At 42.0% G+C, this 24,985-nt stretch carries 18 protein-coding genes; 13 read left to right on the top strand and 5 right to left on the bottom strand.

The features are described from left to right. Nucleotides 1-235: 235 nt before the first annotated feature. The 7 genes from cysS (at nt 236) to leuS (ending at nt 10,461) form a co-directional block, all read left to right on the top strand. Nucleotides 236-1,645, top strand: a complete 1,410-nt coding sequence (cysS, locus tag J6578_RS07210; RefSeq protein WP_037491212.1) for a cysteine--tRNA ligase — start codon at nt 236-238, stop codon at nt 1,643-1,645. A gap of 246 nt (nt 1,646-1,891) precedes the next feature. Further along, nucleotides 1,892-2,107 carry a 50S ribosomal protein L31 gene (rpmE, locus tag J6578_RS07205; RefSeq protein WP_037407294.1) on the top strand — a complete coding sequence of 72 codons (216 nt, stop codon included), beginning with the start codon at nt 1,892-1,894 and terminating at the stop codon, nt 2,105-2,107. 1,202 nt (nt 2,108-3,309) lie between these two features. Continuing rightward, entirely contained in the window at nt 3,310-4,257 is a 948-nt protein-coding gene (locus tag J6578_RS07200; protein WP_287954212.1) for a hypothetical protein, read from the top strand. Nucleotides 4,258-5,051: 794 nt separating this feature from the next. Then, complete coding sequence (locus J6578_RS07195) at nt 5,052-5,444, top strand: PTS sugar transporter subunit IIA (protein ID WP_176715064.1); 393 nt, start codon at nt 5,052-5,054, stop codon at nt 5,442-5,444. Between the two features lies 1 nt (nt 5,445). After that, the gene (locus J6578_RS07190) at nt 5,446-5,715 is read left to right on the top strand and encodes an HPr family phosphocarrier protein (protein ID WP_100150141.1); all 270 of its coding nucleotides are present in this window, start codon (nt 5,446-5,448) and stop codon (nt 5,713-5,715) included. Beyond that, nucleotides 5,715-7,472, top strand: coding sequence for a phosphoenolpyruvate--protein phosphotransferase (gene ptsP, locus J6578_RS07185; RefSeq protein ID WP_287954210.1), 1,758 nt, complete (start codon nt 5,715-5,717; stop codon nt 7,470-7,472). The genes J6578_RS07190 and ptsP overlap by 1 nt, the downstream gene beginning before the upstream one ends. 349 nt (nt 7,473-7,821) lie before the next feature. Then, nucleotides 7,822-10,461: a leucine--tRNA ligase gene (gene leuS, locus J6578_RS07180; protein ID WP_239365707.1), complete on the top strand. Its 2,640-nt coding sequence runs from the start codon at nt 7,822-7,824 to the stop codon at nt 10,459-10,461. Between the two features lie 118 nt (nt 10,462-10,579). On the opposite strand, the gene J6578_RS07175 is transcribed toward leuS, so the two are convergent. Then, a complete protein-coding gene (locus J6578_RS07175; RefSeq protein ID WP_287954209.1) occupies nt 10,580-12,961 on the bottom strand; it encodes a glucose/quinate/shikimate family membrane-bound PQQ-dependent dehydrogenase in 2,382 nt (793 codons plus the stop codon). 607 nt (nt 12,962-13,568) lie between these two features. Continuing rightward, nucleotides 13,569-13,910, bottom strand: coding sequence for a winged helix-turn-helix transcriptional regulator (locus J6578_RS07170; RefSeq protein WP_287954208.1), 342 nt, complete (start codon nt 13,908-13,910; stop codon nt 13,569-13,571). 117 nt (nt 13,911-14,027) lie between these two features. Between J6578_RS07170 and J6578_RS10330 the strand changes: the two genes are divergently transcribed. Together J6578_RS10330 and J6578_RS07165 are read left to right on the top strand one after the other, a co-directional pair. Continuing rightward, nucleotides 14,028-14,135, top strand: a complete 108-nt coding sequence (locus J6578_RS10330) for a hypothetical protein (protein ID WP_144362309.1) — start codon at nt 14,028-14,030, stop codon at nt 14,133-14,135. A gap of 549 nt (nt 14,136-14,684) precedes the next feature. Beyond that, nucleotides 14,685-17,234: an autotransporter outer membrane beta-barrel domain-containing protein gene (locus J6578_RS07165; RefSeq protein WP_287954207.1), complete on the top strand. Its 2,550-nt coding sequence runs from the start codon at nt 14,685-14,687 to the stop codon at nt 17,232-17,234. A gap of 475 nt (nt 17,235-17,709) precedes the next feature. On the opposite strand, the gene thrB is transcribed toward J6578_RS07165, so the two are convergent. Beyond that, entirely contained in the window at nt 17,710-18,630 is a 921-nt protein-coding gene (thrB, locus tag J6578_RS07160; RefSeq protein WP_093091937.1) for a homoserine kinase, read from the bottom strand. A 229-nt stretch (nt 18,631-18,859) separates the two neighbouring features. Here thrB and J6578_RS07155 point away from each other — a divergent pair, with 229 nt between their 5' ends. Further along, entirely contained in the window at nt 18,860-20,293 is a 1,434-nt protein-coding gene (locus tag J6578_RS07155; RefSeq protein WP_287954205.1) for an L-cystine transporter, read from the top strand. Nucleotides 20,294-20,488: 195 nt separating this feature from the next. Here the strand turns inward: J6578_RS07155 and asd are convergent, their stop codons facing one another. Then, the gene (asd, locus tag J6578_RS07150) at nt 20,489-21,604 is read right to left on the bottom strand and encodes an aspartate-semialdehyde dehydrogenase (protein ID WP_100150146.1); all 1,116 of its coding nucleotides are present in this window, start codon (nt 21,602-21,604) and stop codon (nt 20,489-20,491) included. Nucleotides 21,605-21,843: 239 nt separating this feature from the next. Here asd and murJ point away from each other — a divergent pair, with 239 nt between their 5' ends. After that, nucleotides 21,844-23,382, top strand: a complete 1,539-nt coding sequence (gene murJ, locus J6578_RS07145; RefSeq protein ID WP_287954204.1) for a murein biosynthesis integral membrane protein MurJ — start codon at nt 21,844-21,846, stop codon at nt 23,380-23,382. Nucleotides 23,383-23,421: 39 nt separating this feature from the next. Here the strand turns inward: murJ and J6578_RS07140 are convergent, their stop codons facing one another. After that, the gene (locus J6578_RS07140) at nt 23,422-23,730 is read right to left on the bottom strand and encodes a chorismate mutase (protein ID WP_287954203.1); all 309 of its coding nucleotides are present in this window, start codon (nt 23,728-23,730) and stop codon (nt 23,422-23,424) included. A 426-nt stretch (nt 23,731-24,156) separates the two neighbouring features. Here J6578_RS07140 and J6578_RS07135 point away from each other — a divergent pair, with 426 nt between their 5' ends. Further along, nucleotides 24,157-24,513, top strand: coding sequence for an NADH-quinone oxidoreductase subunit A (locus tag J6578_RS07135; RefSeq protein ID WP_093091945.1), 357 nt, complete (start codon nt 24,157-24,159; stop codon nt 24,511-24,513). After that, nucleotides 24,504-24,983: a NuoB/complex I 20 kDa subunit family protein gene (locus tag J6578_RS07130; protein ID WP_037407271.1), complete on the top strand. Its 480-nt coding sequence runs from the start codon at nt 24,504-24,506 to the stop codon at nt 24,981-24,983. Before J6578_RS07135 ends, J6578_RS07130 begins: the two co-directional genes overlap by 10 nt. The last annotated feature ends 2 nt before the right edge of the window (nt 24,984-24,985 follow it).

The following is a 24,985-nucleotide window of genomic DNA, read 5'->3' as shown; positions in this document are numbered from 1 at the left end:
AGCAAGTAAGGCGACTGGTTTAGAGAGTAACTCTCTTAGGCAGAATATTGGTATGCAAAAGGTATTTATTTGAGTTTGGAACTGCTTTAAGCGACAATTTTACCGCGCTATATTACAATTTAGGCTACATAAATCGTGCTTTTAGGCTCTCTAGCTCTTGAAAACAGCCAGATTAACCTTATACAAATAAATTACTCGGGTACATTGCTACCACTTAGTCAATTTGGAAACAGACATGCTCAGCTTGTATAACACTTTAACCAGAACTAAACAGGAATTTACACCGATTAATCCGCAGCAAGTGCGCATGTATGTGTGTGGTATGACCGTTTATGATTATTGTCACCTTGGGCATGCACGGGTAATGATCGTATTTGATATCGTAGCCCGCTGGTTACGTGAACTGGGCTATCAGCTAGATTATGTCCGCAATATCACTGATATAGACGATAAAATTATTGCTCGCGCCAATGAACGTGGTATCAGTATTACCGAGCTTACAGATTTCTATATTCAGGCTATGCATGAAGATGCGGCAGCCTTGGGCGTACTCCCGCCCAACCATGAACCTCGTGCTACTGAATATATAGCGCAGATGATTGCCATGATTGAAGATATTATTGCAAATGGAAAAGCATATATAGCTGATAATGGTGATGTTTTTTATGCGGTGCGTGAATACCCGCCGTATGGACAATTGAGCGGAAAAAGTTTGGATGATCTGCGTGCCGGAGAGCGGGTTGATGTTGACGGACACAAGCGTGATCCGCTGGATTTCGTGCTGTGGAAAGCTGCCAAACCGCAGGAACCTGCATGGGACAGTCCCTGGGGACGTGGTCGCCCGGGCTGGCATATTGAATGTTCTGCAATGAGCAAAGCTCTACTGGGCAAATATTTCGATATACATGGTGGTGGTGCTGATTTGCAGTTTCCGCACCATGAAAATGAAATTGCCCAAAGTTGTGGCGCCGAAAAACAGGGTTGTTGTGATGAGCAGAATCACTTTGCCAGCCATGTTAAATATTGGTTACATAATGGTTTTATTCGTGTGGATAATGAAAAAATGTCCAAATCTCTTGGAAACTTCTTCACTATCCGCGAAGTGTTGCAAAAATACGATGCTGAGGTTGTGCGTTTTTTCATTTTACGTGCGCATTATCGCAGCCCATTAAATTATTCTGATGCACATCTTGATGATGCCAAAGGTGCACTCACCCGTCTGTATACTGCCCTGAAAAATACGCCGGCAGCAGACATAACTGTACATGCACAGTTAAATGATTATACGCGTCGTTTCTATGCAGCTATGAATGATGATTTCGCCACTGTTGAAGCAGTAGCTGTTTTGTTTGAACTGGCGAATGAAATCAACAAAACTCATGATGTTGAACTAGCCGGGTGCCTGAAAGGGTTGGCCGGTTTGCTGGGTTTATTGCAACGTGAACCTGAGGCTTTTTTGCAGGGTGAGGTAGGTAAAAAGGCGCAGGGTTTGGATAATGCTGCAATTGAGGCTCTGATTGCCGCACGGCAACAGGCACGTGCAGAACGCAACTGGGCAGAATCAGACCGTATTCGTGATGAGCTTACTGCGGCCGGTATTGTGCTGGAAGATGGTGCTAGTGGTACTAGCTGGCGCCGTGCCTGAATTGTTCGGTATATGCGGCTGCTTGAGTCAGACGTATAGGTCTTGACAGCAGTGTTACACTTAAAAAGTAGGATGTAATCAGTCGGGTAACTGCTATTGTAGGTTTGGCAGCCGGCTTGATGTCGCAGTTGCTATGTATTAATTTACTTGAAAATCTTACTCATGCGAGTATAATTATCCGATTGCAAACATCCGTTTCAAGAGGTACAGGCACAACCCCTGTACCCGCCAACCGAGGACGATACTATGAATAACAGCATTCAACCAAACTACCACGACGTAACCGTGACCTGCTCTTGCGGTAATACCTTTGTAACTAAATCCGCAATGGAAAAAGATACTTTCAGTATTGAAGTATGTTCTGCATGTCATCCATTCTATACCGGTAAACAGAAAATTGTTGACTCTACCGGTCGTGTAGACAAATTCAATCAGAAATACGGCAATATGTTCAAACGTTAATCCTTGTTTGCAACATGTTATACTTAAAAAGACTGCTATCAGAGCAGTCTTTTTTATTGGATCTGGTATTTATAATTTGTGATAATAACTGTATCTGCCTATTTCACAATTAATCAGTAAAATAGTTTCTGTGTGATTAATGTACGCTAATATTGATAGCAATCAATGCTGGTTCAAAGTCTGATTAGACAATAGTCATAATCAGCTTGCCAGTATAAATAGTATAGCTGGTACTGGTATAGCAAAAGGGTTGAACGGCGTAGTTAAAGCCACCTGAGCAAATACATTCAGTATAATTCCGGACACCATTTTAGACGGTTCTTAACATCCGGATTATTGCTGTAAGTGGTTAGTGTAATGGCTGTCAGGATGGTATTGTACTAGAAAAATGATATCTGTCTGAATGCCGTGCAATACGGCGCTACCGATTGTAAGCACAGAACTGGCTAGAGGAGATAGTCATTCTGATTGAGTTCACTGTTGTTAGCCCAGCCTTAAAATTATCTTTCCTGCGAGCTGTTAAATAAATATTCTCAGCCATGCCAAAATGCTATCTGAAACAAGTGAAGCATATTATAGCTTGAAGTCTGGGCAATAGACCGGTTGAGTATATCACTACTGTAATGAGGTAAGTGTTTTATTAAAAATCAAATTTCAGATTAAATATAAATAAAAACTTAAGATATTTAAAATACATTAGTGTTATATGCGTTTGAATTAAATATAACTGTTTCAGACAGTTAATAAATCAAATTTCGATAAAACTCAGAATGCGTATGTTAGCGATGTTAAATGGCATCTTTTTCTGAAATTGTTATGGATTTTCACCTGTTCCGTATGCGGATAGAGAATGATACGATTAATTTTAATTTTGCTGCATTTATAAATTTAATGATATTGTTATTTATGGGTTGGATCTTCCTATGATTAATAAATTAAAAATAATAATTTGGTGAAAGTTTATTGTGGAATCGCTCCTGAAATTGTCAAACTCAGGAATAGTTATAAAAATATTTAGTTTATATTTTGTGCCTACAGATTGTAAATAAAATTGATTGGAATAGTTGGCTTGATAAGATAATAAGGCATGAGATGTAAATAGGGTATTAAACATCTTTATTACTTTATTTGTAATAATCAGTGCTTTGTTTTAGGTAGTAGATTTAAAGGAAAAAGATGAAAAATTATGCAAACCGACTATAATGAAATGTTTTAAAGGTTATTATATTAATGGTGTTGCAGTAAAAGATAACGGTTTTATCTGTTTTCTTGCAAAAAAGATTCGGGATGATTTGGATCCTGTTCTGGATGAAGAGTTGTATAAAAAAAGGTTAGTCGTTTATCATCATAATGAACATGGAGATGAACAATGGGGCAATGTAAGCTGGAGTGGACGGGGGGCTATGTGTATTGCCACGATAACACGCTCATTGAGTCAAGTTAATGTTGCTGATATGAATGGATATATCTATGCAATTGGAAGCGGTGCTGAAGAGGACAACCAAATACCTGATGAACCAGTTATTACAAATATTCGCTCCATTGGCGGCTATGCTTATGTGGCGGGTACTTTTAGGTATGTAGCGAAAAGGGGCGATGGCAATAATTGGCAAGAATTAAATAATGGAATTAAAAGACCAACTTTAAAAGAGGCTAATTCTATCGCTGGTTTCGAATTTATCGATGGTTTTTCAGAAACAGAGATATATGCTGGCGGTGGCAAAGGGGATTTATGGCAGTTTAATGGTGAAACATGGCGTCAGGTGTTTTTCTCTAGCGATATGCTGCTTGAGTCTGTCTGTTGCGGTCAGGATGGATTTGTCTATATTGGTGCACAAAGTGGTACGGTATTTAAAGGTCGTAACGATGAATGGCGTATGATTCATCGTGGTAATTTAGCGTTGCCTTTCCGTCAAATGGTGTGGTATCAGGATAGAGTATGGGCGACATCAGATTATGGTGTGTGGCAAATTGTCGATGATGAAGTGATTCGTGCCGATTTACCGTCCGAAGTATCGGCGTGTGCTGGATATATTGATTGTAATGACAAAACCTTAGTTCTTGCTGGTGGGCTGCCCGCCATTGAGAATGGGGAGTGGGATATTTTAATTGATTGCTTTGAAGCCGAAGAGAATTCAGATAATCAATAGTTAATCTAGTAATATAAAATACTATATCGTTATGTCTGTTGTTAACTAATGGATAGCTCATTAAATAATGGGTTTGAATAATGAGCTTATCTATTTCAACTTACTCAGTAGTTAGTTAAGGTTGAAAGGTGATGTTATGATTGTGTCTTTTATTAAAAATGCATAATGATAAGTAATCATGCTCATACTCATACTCGGATATAAGGCAGAAATGATGAGAACAAATGTTTTTTATTAATAACAGAGAAGCCTGCTGTAAAGTATCTAAAGGGAAAAAATGTCATTCTGAAATAGGAGGATGAGAGAAGGAGGGATATTTTGTGCTGATGTTGGGTATTATAGATGGTTAAAGTTATTATTTAGAAAAATTACATGGTGAATTAGAAGTTAATCTGATAGATGAGTATCTATTTATGTTTCTAACAATTTGAAATGCAATGTTTCAATAAATATATTGCTCTGTTAATAACTAAACATTTGCTGTTTTTTTTGTTATAAGAAAGGTTAATTTAACTGGTTATTTGGTAGTAAGCCAATTAATCTGTATGGTTTAAGACGGTAAGCATTTCTGCGTTGTCTACAAGGTGGTGAACTGTAGGTCAATATATTATTTTATTTGATATTTTTATTCCTACTATGTGATAAGTATGGTAAGTTTTATCTGAGAATACAGTATTAGGGTTTAGTCCGTTATTTCTTGTTCAGGGGTAAATGGTGCAATTATTTTTCTTTAGAAGGAATTATTGGGTACACTTAGTGCTGTAATAGTAATAGGTAATACAATGATAGGTTTGATGATTATTACCCATGAGACTGTGGGGCAGGCAAATATGCAGTTGATTCAGCATATTTTTGGTTCTGTGCCTGATAAGGTTTCTCTAATTGGGGTGCGCAGCAGTGATTCGCTTGAAAGTAAGCATACAGAGGTGGTGGAAAAGCTGTCAGCTTTGGATTACGGTCATGGGGTGCTGATTCTGACGGATATTTTTGGTGCTACGCCATGTAATTTGGTATGTCGGATGATTAAGCGAGACAATGTTATTTTGCTTACTGGGCTTAATGCTCCGATGCTGATTAAAGCACTTCAAAATTTTGCCAAAGCGGATGATGTGCATAAATTTGCTGAAGAGGTTAAAACAGCTGCTATTGCTGGCATTATGACTATTTCTAATCAGGATGAGCTGTGACATGATAAAAAAGGAAATTGAGATTGTTAATAAACTTGGTTTGCATGCACGGGCTTCAAACAGGTTTACGCAGGTAGCCAGTCGTTTTCAGTGCGAGGTATGGGTAACGCGCAAAGATCGCCGGGTTAATGGTAAGAGTATTATGGGGTTGATGATGTTGGCCGCAGCTCAGGGTTGTGTGGTTGAGTTGGAGACTGACGGTGTGGATGAAAATCAGGCAATGCAGGCATTGGTTGAGCTGATTAACGATTGTTTTGGTGAAGACGAATAATGTGTATTGTGCTGCATGGCGTGGCAGTAGGAGCTGGGGTAGCGATTGGTCGAGCCCATCTGGTGATTCGAGGTATGGACGATGTACCCCATCGTGAGCTGTCGATTGATGAAGTATCAGCAGAGGTTGCCCGTTATGAGCAGGCGATTAAGACGACTCGCCGTCAGTTAGAGCAGTTGCGTACTGATATTCCGCAAAATGCGCCTTCTGAGCTGGGAGCATTTATTTCTTTACATCTGATGCTGGTCGGGGATGTGAGTCTGTCCAGAGAACCCGTTGATATTATTGAGGAGAAAGGTGTTAATGCTGAATGGGCATTAAAGCTGCAAACAGATAAGCTATCGGAACAGTTTGATGCAATTGAAGATAATTATCTGCGTGCACGCAAGCAGGATATGTTACAGGTAGTTGAGCGTATTTTTAAGAATCTGATCGGTCTGTCTACTGAGGTTGTTGCTGAAACCGAAGATTTTGAAGAAGATACGATTCTGGTTGCTCATGATTTGTCACCGGCAGACACTGTTTTTTTCAAGGACAGTCGGATTGCGGCTTTTGTAACTGATGCTGGTGGACCGACTAGTCACACGGCGATTTTAGGACGAAGTCTGGATATTCCATCTGTGATTGCATTGGGCTATGCGCGCGAATTGATTAATGAAGATGAGCTGATCATTGTAGATGGCACTATGGGTGTGGTTATTATTGCACCTGATAATGTTATTTTGAAGGAATATCGGCGCCGTTTGCGCGAATTTCGCAGCTTGAAGCGGCAATTAAATAAACTGAAAAATACGGCTGCGACTACGCAGGACGGAATCAATATTGAGTTGCTGGGCAATATTGAAAGTGCTAATGATATTAAGGCATTGCATAATCTGGGTATAGATGGCATTGGATTGTACCGCAGTGAGTTTTTTTATCTGAACCGAGATACTTTACCTACTGAGGATGAATTATATGCAGAATATACAGATGTGGTTAAAAAGCTGAAAGGCAAGCCTGTAACCATTCGTACAATTGATTTGGGCGTGGATAAAAATCCACGCTGGTTTGGTACCAGCAATGCTATGAATCCTGCTTTGGGTTTGACTGGTATTCGTTTATGTCTTGCTGAACCTGTGATGTTTCGTACGCAGATGCGGGCAATTATGCGGGCTGCTGTTCTGGGGCCGGTGCGGATGATGTGGCCGATGATTTCTTCGGTAACGGAGATACAGCAGTGTTTAACGCATTTAAATACAGCTAAACAGCAGTTACGTGACCGTTATGAAGAATTTGATGAAAATATTCAGGTTGGTGCTATGATGGAGATTCCATCGGCTGCGTTGACAGTTAATTCTATTCTGAAACTGATTGATTTTGTTTCAGTTGGTACAAATGATTTGATTCAATATACGCTGGCGGCAGACCGCAATGATGAAAGTGTGAGTTATTTATATCAGCCGGGACATCCGGCAGTATTGAAGTTATTATTGCATATTATCCGTACTGCGGCGCGTTTGAATAAGCCGGTGTCGATTTGTGGTGAAATGGCTGGCGATGCTCAGTATACGCGGTTGTTAATGGCGATGGGATTACGCCGGTTTTCAATGAATGCAAATAATATTCTGGCGGTAAAAAATCAGATTATTCAGAGTGATCTGCTGACACTGGAAACTGAGGTACAAAAAGTATTACGTAATGATGATCCGGATAAAACATTAAAATTGTTGAAAAAATTTAATTCTTCACATGAATTAGCTGATGGTGCTGATTAAAATAAATTGTTTTGTCTGACTTGGCACAGTTTAACTGCTTTTAATGGTTATATTGATATAATGATTGTATCAGTATTGTTGTTGCCTGACAGTCAATATTGAGTAATTTTAGTGTTTTCCCGCAAATTGTCCACCGATATTCTCTCCCTTGGTATCGGTGGTTTTTTTTGTCTGATTGAATGTTATATGCATAAGGTATTGTAATCTGGGTGAATGTGCGATGTGTTTTTGCGGTATTGATATAACGGTCTGATTAATCCAGTTGCTAAAATGATTAATTACAGGCTGATGTCTTGAGTAAGCTGTTATAATAGTGGTCTATTTTTATACAATAAATTGATGATTCATGATGCAAGAACAATACTGTCCCGAGAAGATTGAACCGGCCGCGCAGGCACGCTGGCAGGAATACCGTTTATTTAATGCTGAAGATTTTAGCCCGAAACCCAAATATTATTGTCTGTCGATGTTTCCTTATCCGTCAGGCAAGTTACATATGGGGCATGTACGTAACTATACGATTGGTGATGTACTGAGCCGTTATCGATTACTGAATGGTTTTAATGTGATGCAACCAATGGGTTGGGATGCATTTGGTTTGCCTGCTGAAAATGCAGCGATGAAGCATCAGGTGGCACCGGCGCAATGGACTTATGACAATATTGCTTATATGAAAAAGCAGTTGCAGAGTCTGGGGTTTGCGATTGATTGGGAGCGGGAAGTTGCTACTTGTACGCCAGAATATTACCGTTGGGAACAGTGGCTTTTTGTCCGTCTGTTTCAAAAGGGGATTATTTATAAGAAGAATGGTACGGTGAACTGGGATCCGGTAGACCAGACTGTGCTGGCCAATGAGCAGGTTGTAGATGGTCGTGGCTGGCGTTCGGGTGCGATTGTGGAAAAACGCGAAATCCCGATGTATTACTTCAAGATCACGGATTACGCCGAAGAGTTGCTTAATGGTTTGGATACGCTGGAGCACTGGCCGGAACAGGTTAAGACGATGCAACGCAACTGGATTGGCAAATCTCGGGGTATGCAGGTGCGTTTTGCGCTGGCTGAAGACAGTAAAGCGGGTTTAACGGGGGAGTACGCTGATTTTGTACAGGTATATACCACACGACCAGATACGTTGATGGGCGCGACTTATGTTGCGGTAGCTGCGGAACATCCTCTGGCTACTGCTGCTGCTACGGATAATGCTCAATTGCAGCAGTTTATAGCAGAATGTAAGGCTGGTTCGGTAGCGGAAGCGGATATGGCTACCATGGAAAAGAAAGGTATGCCTACCGGACGCTTTGCTATTAATCCGTTGAATGGTGATGTACTGCCGGTGTGGGTGGCCAATTATGTGCTGTGGGGTTACGGTGATGGTGCTGTGATGGCTGTACCGGCACATGATGAACGTGATTTTGAGTTTGCTACTAAATACCAGTTGCCGATTAAGCAGGTTATTGCATCTACTCAGGCTGCTGATGAGTTTAATACGCAAGCATGGCAGCAATGGTATGGCAGTAAGGAGCAGACGCAGTGTGTTAATAGTGGTGAACTGGATGGTCTGGATTTTCATGCTGCGTTCGAGCGTGTAGGTGAAATTTTGCAGGCTAAGAATGCCGGTGCACCGAAAACGCAATATCGCCTGCGTGACTGGGGTATTTCACGCCAGCGTTACTGGGGTTGTCCGATTCCGATTATTCATTGTGATGATTGCGGTGATGTGACTGTGCCGGAAACGCAGTTACCGGTTGTGTTGCCTGAAAATGTAGTGCCGGATGGTGCGGGTTCTCCGCTGAGCAAAATGCCGGAATTTTATGAAACGAGCTGCCCATGCTGTGGTAAACCGGCTCGCCGTGAAACGGATACGATGGATACATTTGTTGAATCCAGTTGGTATGCGGTGCGCTATGCTTCGCCACAGTGTGATACGGCTATGGTGGATAAGGACGCAGCCAATTACTGGATGAATGCTGATCAGTATATCGGCGGGATTGAACATGCTATTTTGCATCTGTTGTATGCGCGCTTCTTTACTAAGCTGATGCGGGATGAAGGTCTGTTGAATGTTGATGAACCATTTGCCCGTTTGCTTACTCAGGGCATGGTGGTTTGTGAAACGTATTATCGTGAGGGTGCGAATGGCAGTAAAGAGTGGATCGCGCCACAGGATGTGGATTTACAACGGGATGATAAAGGCCGGCCACTGGCTGCAACGTTGAAAGCAGACGGTAAACCGGTTTGTATTGGTGGCATTGAGAAAATGTCCAAATCGAAAAATAATGGTGTAGATCCGCAGGAGCTGATTGATCGTTATGGTGCTGATACTGCGCGCCTGTTTATGATGTTTGCTGCGCCACCAGAACAGTCTCTGGAGTGGTCAGATGCTGGTGTGGATGGTGCTCATCGTTTTCTGCGTCGTTTATGGCGTACTGTGTATGATTATTTACAGCAGGGTGCCAGTGTAACGGCGTTTGCAGGTAGTCAGGACGGGCTGGCATCTGAATTGAAAGCGTTGCGTCTGAAATTGCACAGTACAATTGCTAAGGTGACGGATGATTATGGCCGTCGTCAGCAATTTAATACGGCAATTGCTGCGGTAATGGAGCTGCTGAATCAGTATGATCGTACTGATTGTCGTTCAGAGCAGGGGCGAGCGGTGGCACAGGAAGTGCTGGAGTCGGTATTGCGTCTGCTATGGCCGATTGTGCCGCATGTGTGTGAAACGTTATGGAATGAATTGTCTATGCAGCAAACTTTATGGGATGCGGCATGGCCTCATGTCGATGAAGCGGCACTGGTGCAGGATGAAATCACTTTGATGGTGCAGGTAAATGGTAAACTGCGCGGGCAGATTACGGTTGCTGCTGATATCAGTAATGATGAAGTACAGGCTGTGGCACTGGCTGAACCAACTGTACAACGATTTGTTGATGGCAAAACACCGAAAAAGGTGATTGTGGTGCCTAAACGACTGGTGAATATTGTTGTCTGAGCTTTACTGAGACTAAGGATAAAAAAGACATGTTGTTAACATGTCTTTTTTTGTATGGGTAAGCTTTTGCTGGATTGAGAATATGGACAGTTTATTGGCTGTCCATATTAATTAAAGCTTAAGGTAGGGTATAAGCAATTAGGTAATCGCCCATTCTGGTACCAAATGAGCCATGACCACCTGCCATCTGTACTACATATTGTTTGCCGTTAACTGCGTAAGTCATGGGTGTTGCCTGTCCACCGGCAGGTAAGCGGGCTTCCCATAACAGCTTACCATTGCTGGTGTCGTAGGCTCGCAGATAGTCGTCCTGAGTGGCACTGACAAACATAACATTACCAGCTGTTGATATTGCACCACCTAAGCCGGGTACGCCGATTTTCAATGGTGGTAATTCGAATAATTTTGGCAGGCTGTCGCGAATGGTACCGATACGTTTTTTCCACACTACCTGATTACTTTGTAAATCCACTCCGGCAACAAACCCCCATGATGGCTGTTTACAGGGCAGGCCTAGTGGTGACAGGAAGGGATTTATTTCCACACCATAAGGGGCACCATACATTGGTTGCATGCCATTTTCAGTACCGGCACCCTGTTTTTGTTGCGTTCTGTCTGGATTGGTGGGAATCAGGCGGGAAACAAATGGCAGACCTATCGGATTCATCAATGCAATTTGGCGATCCTGATTGACGGATATGCCGCCCCATTCAAATACACCCAGATTTCCCGGGAAAACCAGTGTGCCGTTTTCAGAAGGCGGAGTATAGATGCCATCATAATTCAGACGTTTAAACTGAATACGGCAAATGAGCTGGTCAAACATGGTTGCTCCCCACATATCTTTATCGGTGAGCTTGTCTTTTGGTGTCAGACTCAGCGCTGAAAATGGCTGGGTGGCAGAATAGTGCTCACCTTGCGTAGGGTTACCATATTTCAGGGTTTGTGGTACTGGTTTTTCGGTTACCGGTACGATGGGTTGGCCGGTTTCACGATTAAGCACGAAAACATTACCGGTTTTGGTGAGGACGTAAATGGCCGGAACTCGTTTGCCGGATGGCAGGGTGAGATCCATTAATGAAGGTTGTGCCGGTACATCCATATCCCATAAATCATGGTGGGTGGTCTGATAGTGCCACAGCAGTTTGCCGGTGGAAGCATTCAGTGCCACAATGGAATTGGCATAACGCTCTTTCAGTTTGTCGCGATGGCCGCCCCAGATATCAGGTGTACCTACGCCGGTGGGCACATAAACGATATTGCGTTGCTGGTCGTAGGCCAGTGGCGCCCATGCATTGGGTGAATTATGCACGAAGGTGGTGTTTTCGCCCGGCATGGCATTCGGATTTTTGGCACCGGTATCAAACACCCATTTTAATTGACCATTATTGGCATCGTAACCGCGTATCACGCCTGATGGTTCTTTGGTGGAGAGGTTATCGGTGACTGAACCACCGATAATAATGGTGCTCGGTGTGACTATAGGCGGTGATGTTGGGTTGTAGCCACCCAGAAATGCGTAAGGCATTTTTGCTTGCAGGTTAACTTCTCCCTCATTACCGAAGTCTTTGCATTTCTGTCCATTATCTGCATTAACAGCAATCAAACGACCATCATTGACTGGTAACAGTACTTTTCGCGGGCATATGGGTGATGCTGCGGTTTCGCTACTGTTTGCTGTTGTGGCGTCGTAATAGCTGACACCTCGACAGGTAAGATGCTGAAAGGTTTTGTTACTGCGCAATTTCGGATTAAAGCGCCATAACCGTTTGCCACTAGTGGCATCAAGTGCGTCCAGAAACTGGTGTGGTGTACAGATAAATAATTTATTGCCGATTTTGATTGGGGTGAGTTCGTTGGTGGTTTCGGCTGAGTCATTATCGGTTTTGAAGTCATCGGTATGATAAGTCCAGGCGACTTTGAGCTGGTTTACGTTGCTGGTATTAATCTGGGTTAATGGTGAGTAGCGGCTGCCGCTCTGAGTGCGGCCGTAAGCTGGCCAGTCTTCTGCTGCAATATCATTGGTATCTGCGGCTGGTATCGGCTGGGTACGTGTGATGGTGCCATTGATCTCTTGCGGGTCGTGATTAATGCTGTAAAGCATAATGCCTAGTATGGTAGTTAAAACTATGGCAATAGCTGCTTTACTACTGTGTTGTGTGGTTAACTGACGTGTTGACCAAGGCGATAGTAGCCACAGACCTAAGAGAAACAGGATATCAAATCGTGGTGCCAGTGCCCAGAAGTCAGTACCGGATTCCCATAAGCCCCAATCCAGTGTGGCGATGAGTATAGCGGCAAAGTACCACAGGCTATTGCTGCAATTGAGCTGATACAGGTAAGTGAACAGCCCAAGTGCTAAGGCAAGAATAGCGTAAAAAGGTGAACCGCCCAGACAGATTAACCAGACTCCTCCTATGAGCAGATAGAGTGTAACCAGCCATAGAATTATTTGGGTAACGATTCTGGCGATGGAATGGGTTGATTGATGTGTGTTCATTATGCCTCTATAAGTTGATTTTAATAAAAATTTCTTTGCAGTATGGAAATGATTATAGTCAGCAATAATGATTATGCAAATGTAGGCTTAAATGAATATTAAAAAATTAATTATTTGTTGTTGCTTGGTTTTTTTGTAATATTAGCAATAGGTTAATTTTTTTATTTTGTGTGTGAATTATTGTGCTGTTAATAGATTGTTTTGCTAAATATGGCTGCTGAAAACATTAAGGCTGTAATGAGAAGCTTTATTTCTTTAAGATATATTTTTCTTTTATTGTTGTACCTGCGTTGTTGTCTCTAAACAAAATGATAGTCGGCTGGTTGCAAAGCGTTATTTAAATATGACTATAGGTCTGCTTTTACTATTTGCATCATGATTATCTATTAGGTTTCTATTTGCTCATAAAGCTGGTAACGTTATGAAAAGTAAAAAGTTAGATACTTGTCTGAATGATGACAAGGGTCATGAATGTGTCACTAATAAATTAATATATCATGTGAAGATAATTCAGGAGATATATCCCCTGATAAATTTATGGAAGTAATTATTATTAAATTAAAAAGTGATATCACGTGATTTAATGATTTGCATGCAAGCCAGTTAATTAGAGCAACTCTTTTTCGTGTTGTTCCATCCAGTGGGCTATAGAATTCAGGGCTGGTTTTAAAGTTTTTCCGAGTTCTGTTATCTGGTATTCCACTTTTGGTGGTACTTCGGGATATAGTTTCCTGCTGATTAATCCCTTTTGTTCAAATAACCTTAGCCGTTTGGTTAATTCTTTTTGTGTAATTGGCGAGATTGCACGTTTCAGTTCGCCAAAACGGATAGGCCCATTCGTGATTATTAGGCGGTATAGGATAGGGATAGCCCATTTTCCGGCAATCAGGTTGACGAATTTAACCATAGGGCAGTTAAAATTTTGATCTGTATTTTTTTCATTCTGCATAAATATTTTCCAATGGTATCTGTTTGGTACCTACTTTCATAAGTAAACTATTTAAATTATACTGAATTTAACTTTGCAAGGGAAAATATGAAAAAATGACAAGGCAAATATGCACTTATTACAGGCGCAATTAGTGTGATAGGGCAGGCAATGGCCAGAGAATTGATGGCCGCAGGTATTAATGTAGCCATTACAGGTAGAAATAAACAAGTTATGAGAAGCTAAAAATATTTAGGCGCAAATATATTAATATTTCTCGGCGATGGGTCTGAGATTGAAGTATCTGGCTGCAAGATTAATTGAAATCTGAATCAGATTAGATGCTGTATATATTAATGCAGCAGGTGTTACCCATCAGTCAATAATTGCTCCTGAGGCGGTAAAACATTTACAACAGGCAATGAAGACGCTGGTAATAATACGGTGTATGGGTAAAGGAATAGAGATCGCTAAAGCCACTGTTTTCTGTCCATGGATGAATCATCTTTTATGTTTGGATCAGAAATGCTTATTGATGGTGGTATGGGGAATATTTAGCTCTATATGTTAATCAATTAATCAGTTCATAAGGGGATATATCAATCTGTCCTTTATGACGGTATAGGTATGGTCAGTGAGAATGGCGGAGAACATATCAGTATCAATCGGAAAGTATTTTGCATAGATAAATTATAAAAATAGGTATGTATTTGATCATATGCTTATTTTCACATCACTATAATGCTACTGTAAATATTTTATAAATATAATTATTCCTTATTTTTGGTAGATTCAATGAAAAAAGTAATTTCAAATATTTTATTATTTAAAGTTTCAGCGGGAATGTTATGTATAACTCCGCTATTCGCTAATGCCACAATTACTATCGGTGATTTTAATATAGGAAATTATGCTAATACGGGTATTGTGGCTAAGGATGACAACGTCGAGATAAAAATCACTTCTGCGACTGCACCGCATATTGATATGAATACTCGCGGTACTGCGATTGGTGTTAAAAATGGCAAGGTGTTAACTATTGGTGATATTGGTAGTACCGATAAATTTATTATTCGAAATAATGCCACGGGTGGTTACAATTCTGTTTATGGTTTTAATATCATATCTGCTGATGTTATTGCTAATAGTGAACTTGATGTAAGTCTGAAAGGTGGTTCAGGTATTTATATAGCAAGTGCAGGAAACGGGTTGTTTCAAGAAAAGGTTTCTATAACCGATACGGGAAATGATCAGTTTATTGGTATTCGTACTTACAATAATTCGACTACAGCAGCTTCAACAGGAACTTTTAATAAAGCAGTAAAAATTATTTCTTCAGGCAAAAACAGTTATGGTGTTTATTCACAAAGGAATAATAATTCTGATGCGTTAGGCGCTAAATTAATTTTTAGGGATAAAGTTATTATCAAAATGTTTGGTAGTAACAACGCTGATGGTATTTTCTTTGACCAAGTTCCATTTAATCACAGCTATCCTAGGCCAGATGAAGGCAGCGTTATTCATTTCGATAATGGGATAGATCTTACTACTGAGCATGGTACGTCGATTTTCATGCAGCAAATCGGCGGCAAGTTAACGGTTAATAGTGGCTTAAATGAAAACTGGATAATTTCTGAAGATGATCAACATTATAATGCAATAGTGGCACTTGCTGGAGAGGTGGATATTGTTGGCAGATCTAATATTAAAGGTGATGTCTCTTCATCCGCTAGTAAGTTAATTGAAGGTAGCGACGTCATTACTAAAGGTGTCATTAATGTTAATCTTGCTAATGGCTCAACGTTATTAACCTCTATGGAAAATAATGCGCTATCTAATTCACAAGATAAAGGTGAGATTAATCTGGCCATTTCTGGTGATGACAGCCAGTGGAAAATGACCGGCAGTTCAAGTATTGATTCTTTAACACTTGGTGATCATGCCAAAGTAAAATTTGGTTATACCTATGCGGCTCCGAGTTCGGTGGCTTTTGTTGATGGTGCCAATGCGATGACGTTAATGTCTGACTCCTTAGCGGGTGCGGGTATTTTTGCAATGCGAACTGCAATTGGTAGAAATTCTGCACATGATCTACTTAAAATAACAGGAACAGGACAAGCAGCAGGTAGTCATAAAATTACTATTGTTGATAATAAATCCGGTGCGGCTACGGTAACCGGTAATGAAAAATTGACATTGGTTGAAACAGAAGGAGGTAGGGCTGATTTTGGTTTGTCTGCACCGTCTTTTGATATTGGTGCCTATCAATTTAATACGTTAACCAAAGTCAGTGATGATCGGGGTGCCGGCACTGAAGATTGGGTGTTATCAGGGTCTGTAGCTTCTAATGACAGCGATAATAACAATACAAATGATAATGGCGGCCAAAATAAACCAGTTGCTCCAAAACCACTATTAACGCATACCGCGCAAAATGCAGCCAGTATTCTTAACTCAAATTATTTGATGAGTTATGTTGAAACGCAGACGTTATTGCAACGAATGGGACAAATCCGCACAAATGATATAACTCATGCTGAATCATGGGGGCGGATATATACAGGTAAATTAAGCGCTTTTAATGATAAGCGTTTATCTGATTTCAATATGAATTATTATGGTTTGCAGTTTGGTATTGATCGAAAACTGGAGCTTGGTAATCAAAATGTTTATTACGGTGTTATGGGTGGTCTAAGTAAAGGTAATGTGGATCATAATGTTGGTGATGGCCGTTCTAAAAGTTATTCTGCCGGGCTTTATGCTACCTTACAACGCCAAACGGGTCTTTATGTTGATGGCTTAGTGAAGTATATGTATATGTCTAACAAGTTCAATAGTCTAACCGGTGGCGGCTATTATGTTAAAGGTCATGGTAATACTAAAGGTTTTTCAATCGGCACTGAAATTGGCAAACGTGTTCAGCTATCTTCGCTAAAGCAAAATGTACAAGGATGGTATTTGGAACCCCAAGCTCAGGTTACTTTTTCTCATCAGAGTGGTGCAACGATTAGTGCGACCAATGGTTTAACAACTCAGTTAGGCCGTTATAATTCATTGATTGCACGCGCAAGTATTATTTTGGGATACACGCTTCAAGGTAATGCAAATCCTGTAGATATTTATTTTAAAACAGGCTATCTAAAGGAATTTAGTGGTAAAACATTTTATACATTTAATCATGCTGCAAAAGAGAAATATGATTTTGGTGGTAACTGGTGGGATAATGCTATCGGTGTCAATGTGCAATTAAAGCAAAGGCATAATTTTTATGCTGACATGGTTTATTCGCTGGGTAATAGATTTGATCGAAAACAAATAAATGTCGGATACCGTTTTGATTTTTAAATATAAGAATTATTTATTGTTTGTGAAAGAAACGGTTTTCGGTAAGAATCGTCAGCAATGAAATTGATTTTTGATTTGTTCTTGGATTTTTATGTTGATGGTAATAGTTAATTTTATCATTCAGTCTCTCTTTAAATATTGGCGACTTTATTAATAAGGCCGCCATTTATTATTAAGTTGAAATAATAGATGAAAAAACCAAATTATTGAGATAAGGATTACTAACCGTGATTTTTAAATTTGTAACAATGATTACGAAGTAAGTTTGTATACGTCAGAATTCAAGCAATCATTAGATGCATTGCTATGGGGCAATTGTCATTTAATGATTGCATTTCAGTGCGTATCATTGTTTTAAATATGAGGTTGTTTTAATTTGGCTGGTGTTGTACACATTTATACAGATGCAGATGGTTTCTATGTCTGCATTCCGCTGATTGTTTGGCAAGTACAAAAGCAATTTGAACTGCAATTGTTAAGTACTCAGATTCAGTAATAAATCGCGAAAAACGTTTGGATCTTTGATAAAGGTAATTTCGCCAACCTGCGGGAAATGGTAATCAAGCAGACGCGATACCCAGAAGCGGATGCAAGCCGCCCGCTGTGCAATCGGAAAGTAATCCCGTTCGGCATCAGTTAGCGGTCGTATGCTTTCATAGCCGCGCATGAATGCCTGTTGCAGGTTGTGGTCGAGATGGTTGTCTGCCCGCCGTGCCCAATCGTTAACGGCAATGGCCAAGTCATACATGAAGTTGCCGTTACATGCATAGTAGAAATCAATAAAGCCGGCTACCTGTTCGCCATTCAGTAAGACATTATCACGGAATAAATCGGCATGGATGATGCCAGCAGGTAAGTCGGTACGCTCGTTTTTATCAAAAAAAGCAATTTCTGCCTGTAACAGCCGTTCGTCTTCTGCATCCAGAAATGGTGATAATCGGCTGCTGGCCTCATGCCACCATGAGGTATAACGTGGGTTATTCATGGTTAACGGGAAGCTGGTACCGGCCAGATGCATTTTGGCCAGCATGGCTCCGGTATTGAAACATTGCAGTGCAGAAGGGCTACTGGTATCGCCACCAGACAGACAGGTCACCAGACAGGCGGGTTTGCCAACTAATGTACTGTCCAAACGGCCGTCGATTCGTGCAATAGGGGCAGGGCAGGCTACGCCATTGGCGCTCAGGTGTTGGGTTAAATCCAGAAAGTAGGGCAGTTCAGCCTGAGACATGGCCTCAAATACTGTTAGTACATAACGCCCTTGTGTTGTGGTAACAAAATAATTGCTGTTGGTAATGCCCTGGGCGATACCTTGCAAACCAATAAACCGACCTAAATGATAATCGCGCAGAAAACTGCGCATCTCATCATCGCTAACGCTGGTATAGACAGACATGGACGTGACCAATCAAACAAGTTATAGACGGTATGGAAATCTGAAACAGGATATTTGTTCTGTGTCACCAGAACAAGTGCATGATAACAAAAAAATGTTGTTATTAGGCGGATGTATTAAGCTAAATTATGTTGTCTAATATTCATTTGGTATATAACAAAAAGGCATAAGTGAATGCATAAAGGCTATTTCACAAGCTGGTGGCTTTTGCGTATGCTGGGCTAGCACTATGTATCAAATGCTGGCCGATGTGCTGCTGGCGCAGGAGTATAAAATGAATTTATCTTTGCTCGCGAACACAGTTGTGTTCGCGTTGTTGTTATGGGTGCTGAGCCGTACGCATACTACTTGCTGGAGCTTATCCCGAAAGGTATTACTGGGTATGATTCTGGGTATTGTATTTGGTTTGGGGCTGCAATTCGTTTACGGCACATCCAGTCCAGTGATTGAAACTTCTGTACAGTGGTTTAATGTTGTTGGCAATGGCTATGTAGGGCTGTTGCAGATGGTGGTAATGCCGCTGGTGTTTGTTTCAATTCTGAATGCTGTGGCACGGCTACATAATGCAACCCAGCTAGGCAAGATCAGCCTGATGACGATAGGGATATTACTGTTTACTACGGCTATTGCTGCGCTGATTGGTACGCTGCTGACCAGTCTGTTTGGACTGACTGCCAGCGGACTGATTCAGGGTGAGGCTGAAACAGCACGCTTCAATGCGATTCAGACCAATTATGTGGGCAAGGTGGCCGATTTATCGGTACCACAATTGTTGCTGTCATTTATCCCGAAGAATCCTTTTGCTGATTTAACCGGAGCCAATCCAACTTCTATTATTAGTGTGGTGATTTTTGCTGCTTTTCTGGGTGTGGCAGCTTTGAAGTTGCTCAAGGAAGATGCACCTAAGGGTGAACGGGTGTTGTTGGCGATTGATACGTTACAAAGTTGGGTGATGAAGCTGGTTCGGGTTGTGATGCTGTTAACACCTTATGGTGTGCTGGCTTTAATGACCAAAGTAGTAGCAGCTTCTAATATGCAGGATATTGTCAAGCTGGGTGGCTTTGTGCTGGTATCATATCTGGCGCTGGCACTGATGTTTGTAGTTCATGGTCTGTTGCTGGGGATATTTGGTATCAATCCGGGTAAATATTTTCAGAAAGTATGGCCGGTACTGACTTTTGCCTTTACCAGTCGTTCCAGCGCAGCTTCTATCCCACTTAATGTTGAGGCGCAGACGCAGCGTCTGGGTGTGCCGAAATCGATTGCCGGTTTTGCTGCTTCATTTGGTGCAACCATTGGTCAGAATGGCTGTGCTGGTCTGTATCCGGCTATGCTGGCAACCATGATTGCGCCGACTGTGGGCATTAATCCTCTGGATCCATGGTGGATTGTCACACTGGTGGGGATGGTAACCATTAGCTCTGTAGGTGTGGCTGGTGTCGGTGGTGGTGCTACATTTGCTGCGCTGATTGTACTACCGGCAATGGGTTTGCCGATTACGCTGGTAGCTTTGCTGATTTCTGTGGAACCATTGATTGATATGGGGCGCACGGCATTGAATGTCAGCGGTGCCATGACTGCGGGTGCTTTAACCAGCCAGTGGCTGCATCAAACTGATAAGGCAATACTCAATAGCAATGAACATAGTGAGCTGGTGCAGTAAGTGTTTTTATTCAAGTAGAAACTGCCATAGTTTTCAGCTAGTCTGACACAGTAGACTGGCTGTTTTTTTCTGGACAGAGTGCGGGGATAAGCTGAGCTGATTGCGGTTATGGCACGGATAGTAAAACAGGACAGTTAAATGTCCAACTGTCCTGTTGCTACCAAAAATGATGATGGCTGGATTTCGGCCAGTTAGTTATCTGCTTTGCAAAACAATCTGCAACATGCGCCGGATAGGTTCAGCCGCACCCCATAAAAGCTGGTCGCCAACAGTAAAGGCACTGATATATTCGCCACCCATACCCATTTTGCGGATGCGGCCTACAGGTACGGTTAATGTACCGGTTACTGCCGCAGGTGTGAGCTCATGCATGGAGGCAGTTTTTTCATTAGGCACCACTTTTACCCAGTCATTGGCGGTGGCCAGAATGTTTTCAATTTCAGCGACTGGTAAATCTTGTTTCAGTTTCAAGGTTAATGCCTGACTGTGGCAACGCATGGCACCTACGCGCACGCACAATCCATCAATAACAATCGGGTGTGCACTGCGGCCTAAAATCTTGTTGGTTTCTACCGCGCCTTTCCATTCTTCCTTAGACTGGCCGTTACCCAGATCGGCATCAATCCATGGTATCAGGCTGCCAGCCAGTGGAACACCAAATTGTGCCTGTGGATAGGTATCGCTGCGCAAAAATTCGGCAACTTTACGGTCAATGGCCAAAATGGCACTGGCCGGATCTGCCAGTTCGGAGCTAACCTGTGCTTCAATCGCGCCCATGGCACTAATCAGCTCACGCATATTCTGTGCGCCTGCACCGGATGCTGCCTGATAGGTCATGCTGGTGGCCCATTCCACTAAATCCCGCTCAAACAGGCCGCCGAGTGCCATCAGCATCAGTGATACGGTACAGTTGCCGCCAACAAAATCCCTGATTCCATTTGCCAGTGCTGCATCAATAACCGGACGGTTTACCGGATCGAGTACGATAACTGCTTTATCGCTCATGCGCAGGGTGGATGCAGCATCAATCCAGTAACCTTGCCAGCCCTGTTCACGTAAAGGCTGGTGTACTGCTTTGGTATAGTCACCACCCTGACAGGTAACAATAATGTCCATTTGTGCTAGAACATCAAGATTATGCGCATCCAGCAGAGTTTTTGCGGTCTGGCCAAAATCCGGTGCTGCGGTACCTGCTGCTGATGTTGTGAAAAAATACGCATCCGCAATGCTTTGAAAATCATTCTCTTCCTGCATACGCTGCATTAATACTGAACCCACCATTCCACGCCAGCCAACAAAGCCTACTTTCATCGGGTGCTCCTTAAATCATTTTAATTTAATCAAAATCTCTGCCATCAGAAATACTTCCAGTCTTTTAACCATAACTAGGACTGTTTGTAAACTGTTAATTATTGTCTGGATACATTTTTGACAGTACAGTGAATCTTTGGCGAGGTTAATAATGCGATTTAAGGTGCTTCGCTGGCTGTATAGAATCGGCTGGCATTCCAGTGTACACTTTCGCCTTTGATTTTCAATTGGCATTACCGATGAATTTACTGCGTACTTTGGCTAAAGTCAGCAGCATGACTATGTTGTCACGTGTGTTGGGTTTCATCCGCGATACCATTATTGCCCGCAGTTTTGGTGCAGGTATGGCTACTGATGCTTTTTTTGTGGCGTTTAAATTGCCTAATCTGCTGCGGCGTATTTTTGCGGAAGGTGCGTTTTCGCAGGCTTTTGTGCCGATTCTGGCCGAATACCGGGAAACTCGTTCACCAGAGGCTACCCGGGCGTTTGTACAGCACGTGGCCGGTCTGCTTTCATTTGTACTGATTATTGTTACTGCCATCGGTATTCTGGCTGCGCCGGTGGTGATTTATATTTCTGCACCCGGCTTTCAGCAGGATGCCGATAAATTCTCCCTGTCAGTGCAGCTATTACGCATAACTTTTCCTTATATTTTTCTGATTTCACTGTCTTCACTGGTGGGTAGTGTGCTCAATACCTATCATCAGTTTATTGTTCCGGCGTTTACACCTACCTTTCTGAATATCTCTTTTATTGTATTTGCCTTATGGCTGGCGCCTTATTTTCATCCGCCAGTTCTGGCTCTGGCATGGGCAGTATTTGTGGGCGGATTATTGCAGTTGCTGTATCAGCTACCTTATTTATTCCGGCTCGGTTTTCTTACTATGCCCAAGCTAAAATTTAGGGATGAGGCCGTTAACCGAGTATTAAAGCAAATGGCTCCGGCTATTCTGGGTGTGTCAGTGGCTCAGATATCTCTGGTAATTAACACCATTTTTGCTTCCTATCTGCAATCCGGTTCGGTATCGTGGATGTATTATGCAGACCGGCTGATGGAATTACCAACAGGCGTACTTGGCGTGGCTCTGGGTACCATTCTTTTGCCTACGCTGTCCAAACACTCGGCTACCAATGATATTGCCAGTTTTTCTGCTTTGCTGGACTGGGGGTTGCGTTTGTGTATGCTGCTTACCTTGCCGGCAGCAGTAGGGATGGCGGTATTGTCATTCCCGCTGGTCGCTACTTTGTTTATGTACCGGCAATTCAATGAATACGATGCACTGATGACACAGGGTGCACTGGTGGCCTATTCTGTGGGACTGATTGGTCTGATTCTGATTAAAGTGCTCGCACCGGGGTTTTATGCCCGTCAGAACATCAAAACACCGGTGAAAATCGCCATTTTCACTTTATGCATGACGCAACTGATGAATCTGCTGTTTGTCTGGAAACTGCATCATGTTGGTCTGGCTCTGGCCATCAGCTTGGGTGCCTGTATTAATGCGGCACTGCTGTTTACCCTGTTACGGCGACATAAATTGTATACACCCAGTCCGGGCTGGGGGCGTTTTCTGGTGCGTCTGGTTCTGGCACTGATTATCATGGGTGCCGGCCTATGGGTATTGCAGCTATGGCTACCATTTAACTGGCATAGTAATGGCTTGGCAAAAGTTGGCCAGTTAAGTGCTTTGATTATTGCCGGTATTGTTCTTTACTTTGGTGCTTTGTTTGCACTGGGATTCCGTATACGTGATTTTCGGCGCGCTGAAGCAGAATAGCGTGCAAGAAATTGGCTGAGTGAACGCAAATCACTTCAATTATTTGCGTTCAAACTCTTTTAATTCTTCGGCAATAAAATATTTAACCAAATCGGCGTATAATGTTCTAATTACTTCTCCATTCAATCCCAACTCATCAGCCCACTGTTGGCGCTTTTCCAGCATACTGTTAAAACGCTCTGTGGCCTGAACATCTGTCGTACTTTTTTTAAATTTACTGGCTGCCTTTACATAATTAAAACGGACAGAAAGTAACTGAATCACTGTATAATCAATATGATCTATTTCTTTTCGAATGTCGCTCATATCGTGACATTCAGCAGGCGAGTAAACGGGATGATATTGCATTACTAATACCTTTTATTTTCAAGTGGTTATACTGTAGTGCTGTTAATAAATGTGCATAGTTAAAATTTGTAAAATTAACAAACGCTATTTTATGACTAATCAAGTTTATAAAAGTTAATCTGATAAGTAAACCGGTATATCTGGCTTATTTAATATGCATGAGTATAAAATGCTATCTTGCTGTAAAAGTTGTAACCAGCAGGAATTAATAGAAAAATTTTATGACGTGCATTTATTATTTTATATGAGGGAAAAAAAGGGAAATCAAAAATAGTCTTTCAATAATAATAATGATAATTATTATCAATATCCCATTGAAAATATTATTTTTTTATTATTGATTAATGTAATACGTACTTTTAATAACGTTCGAAATTAGTTACAATACATCAACTTTACCAATATTTGCATAAGGTCGGCGCAACTATGCTGGCGAATTATTTCCCCATCTTGATATTCATACTGGTTGGCTTTGCCGCCGGTGTTCTGTTTATTTCTCTCGGTCTGTTACTCGGGCCCAATCGTCCGTACAGAATGAAACAGGAACCGTTTGAGTGCGGTTTTGAGGCATTTGAAAACGCACGCATGAAATTCGACGTGCGTTACTATCTGGTAGCCATTTTATTCATCTTGTTTGATCTTGAGGTAGCCTTTATGGTGCCTTGGGCTGTGGTGTTTAAAGAGCTGGGCGCGTATGGCTTCTGGTCGATGATGGTATTTCTGCTGATTCTGGTTATCGGCTTTGTTTATGAATGGAAAAAAGGCGCTCTGGAATGGGAATAGAAGGCGTTTTAAAAAAAGGATTTGTCACAACAACTGCCGATACCGTACTCAATTATGTGCGTACCGGTTCATTGTGGCCAGCTACTTTTGGTTTGGCTTGTTGTGCCGTAGAAATGATGCAGGCCGGTGCTGCCCGTTATGACCTTGACCGCTTCGGTATTATTTTTCGCCCGTCACCGCGCCAGTCTGACCTGATGATTGTGGCCGGTACTCTGTGCAATAAAATGGCTCCGGCATTACGGCGTGTTTACGACCAGATGGCCGAGCCGCGCTGGGTATTGTCTATGGGTTCCTGCGCCAATGGTGGCGGCTATTATCATTACTCTTATTCTGTGGTGCGTGGCTGCGACCGCATTGTGCCGGTTGATGTATATGTGCCCGGCTGCCCGCCCACCGCAGAGGCATTGGTTTACGGCCTGTTGCAGTTGCAGCTGAAAATTAAACGTACCGCCACAATTGCGCGTGTATGAAA

This window comes from Snodgrassella sp., from assembly GCF_024103505.1.
In the GTDB taxonomy this organism is placed as follows: domain Bacteria; phylum Pseudomonadota; class Gammaproteobacteria; order Burkholderiales; family Neisseriaceae; genus Snodgrassella; species Snodgrassella communis.
The sequence above is the reverse complement of the archived record's forward strand: the minus strand, read 5'-3'. Positions and strand labels throughout refer to the sequence as shown.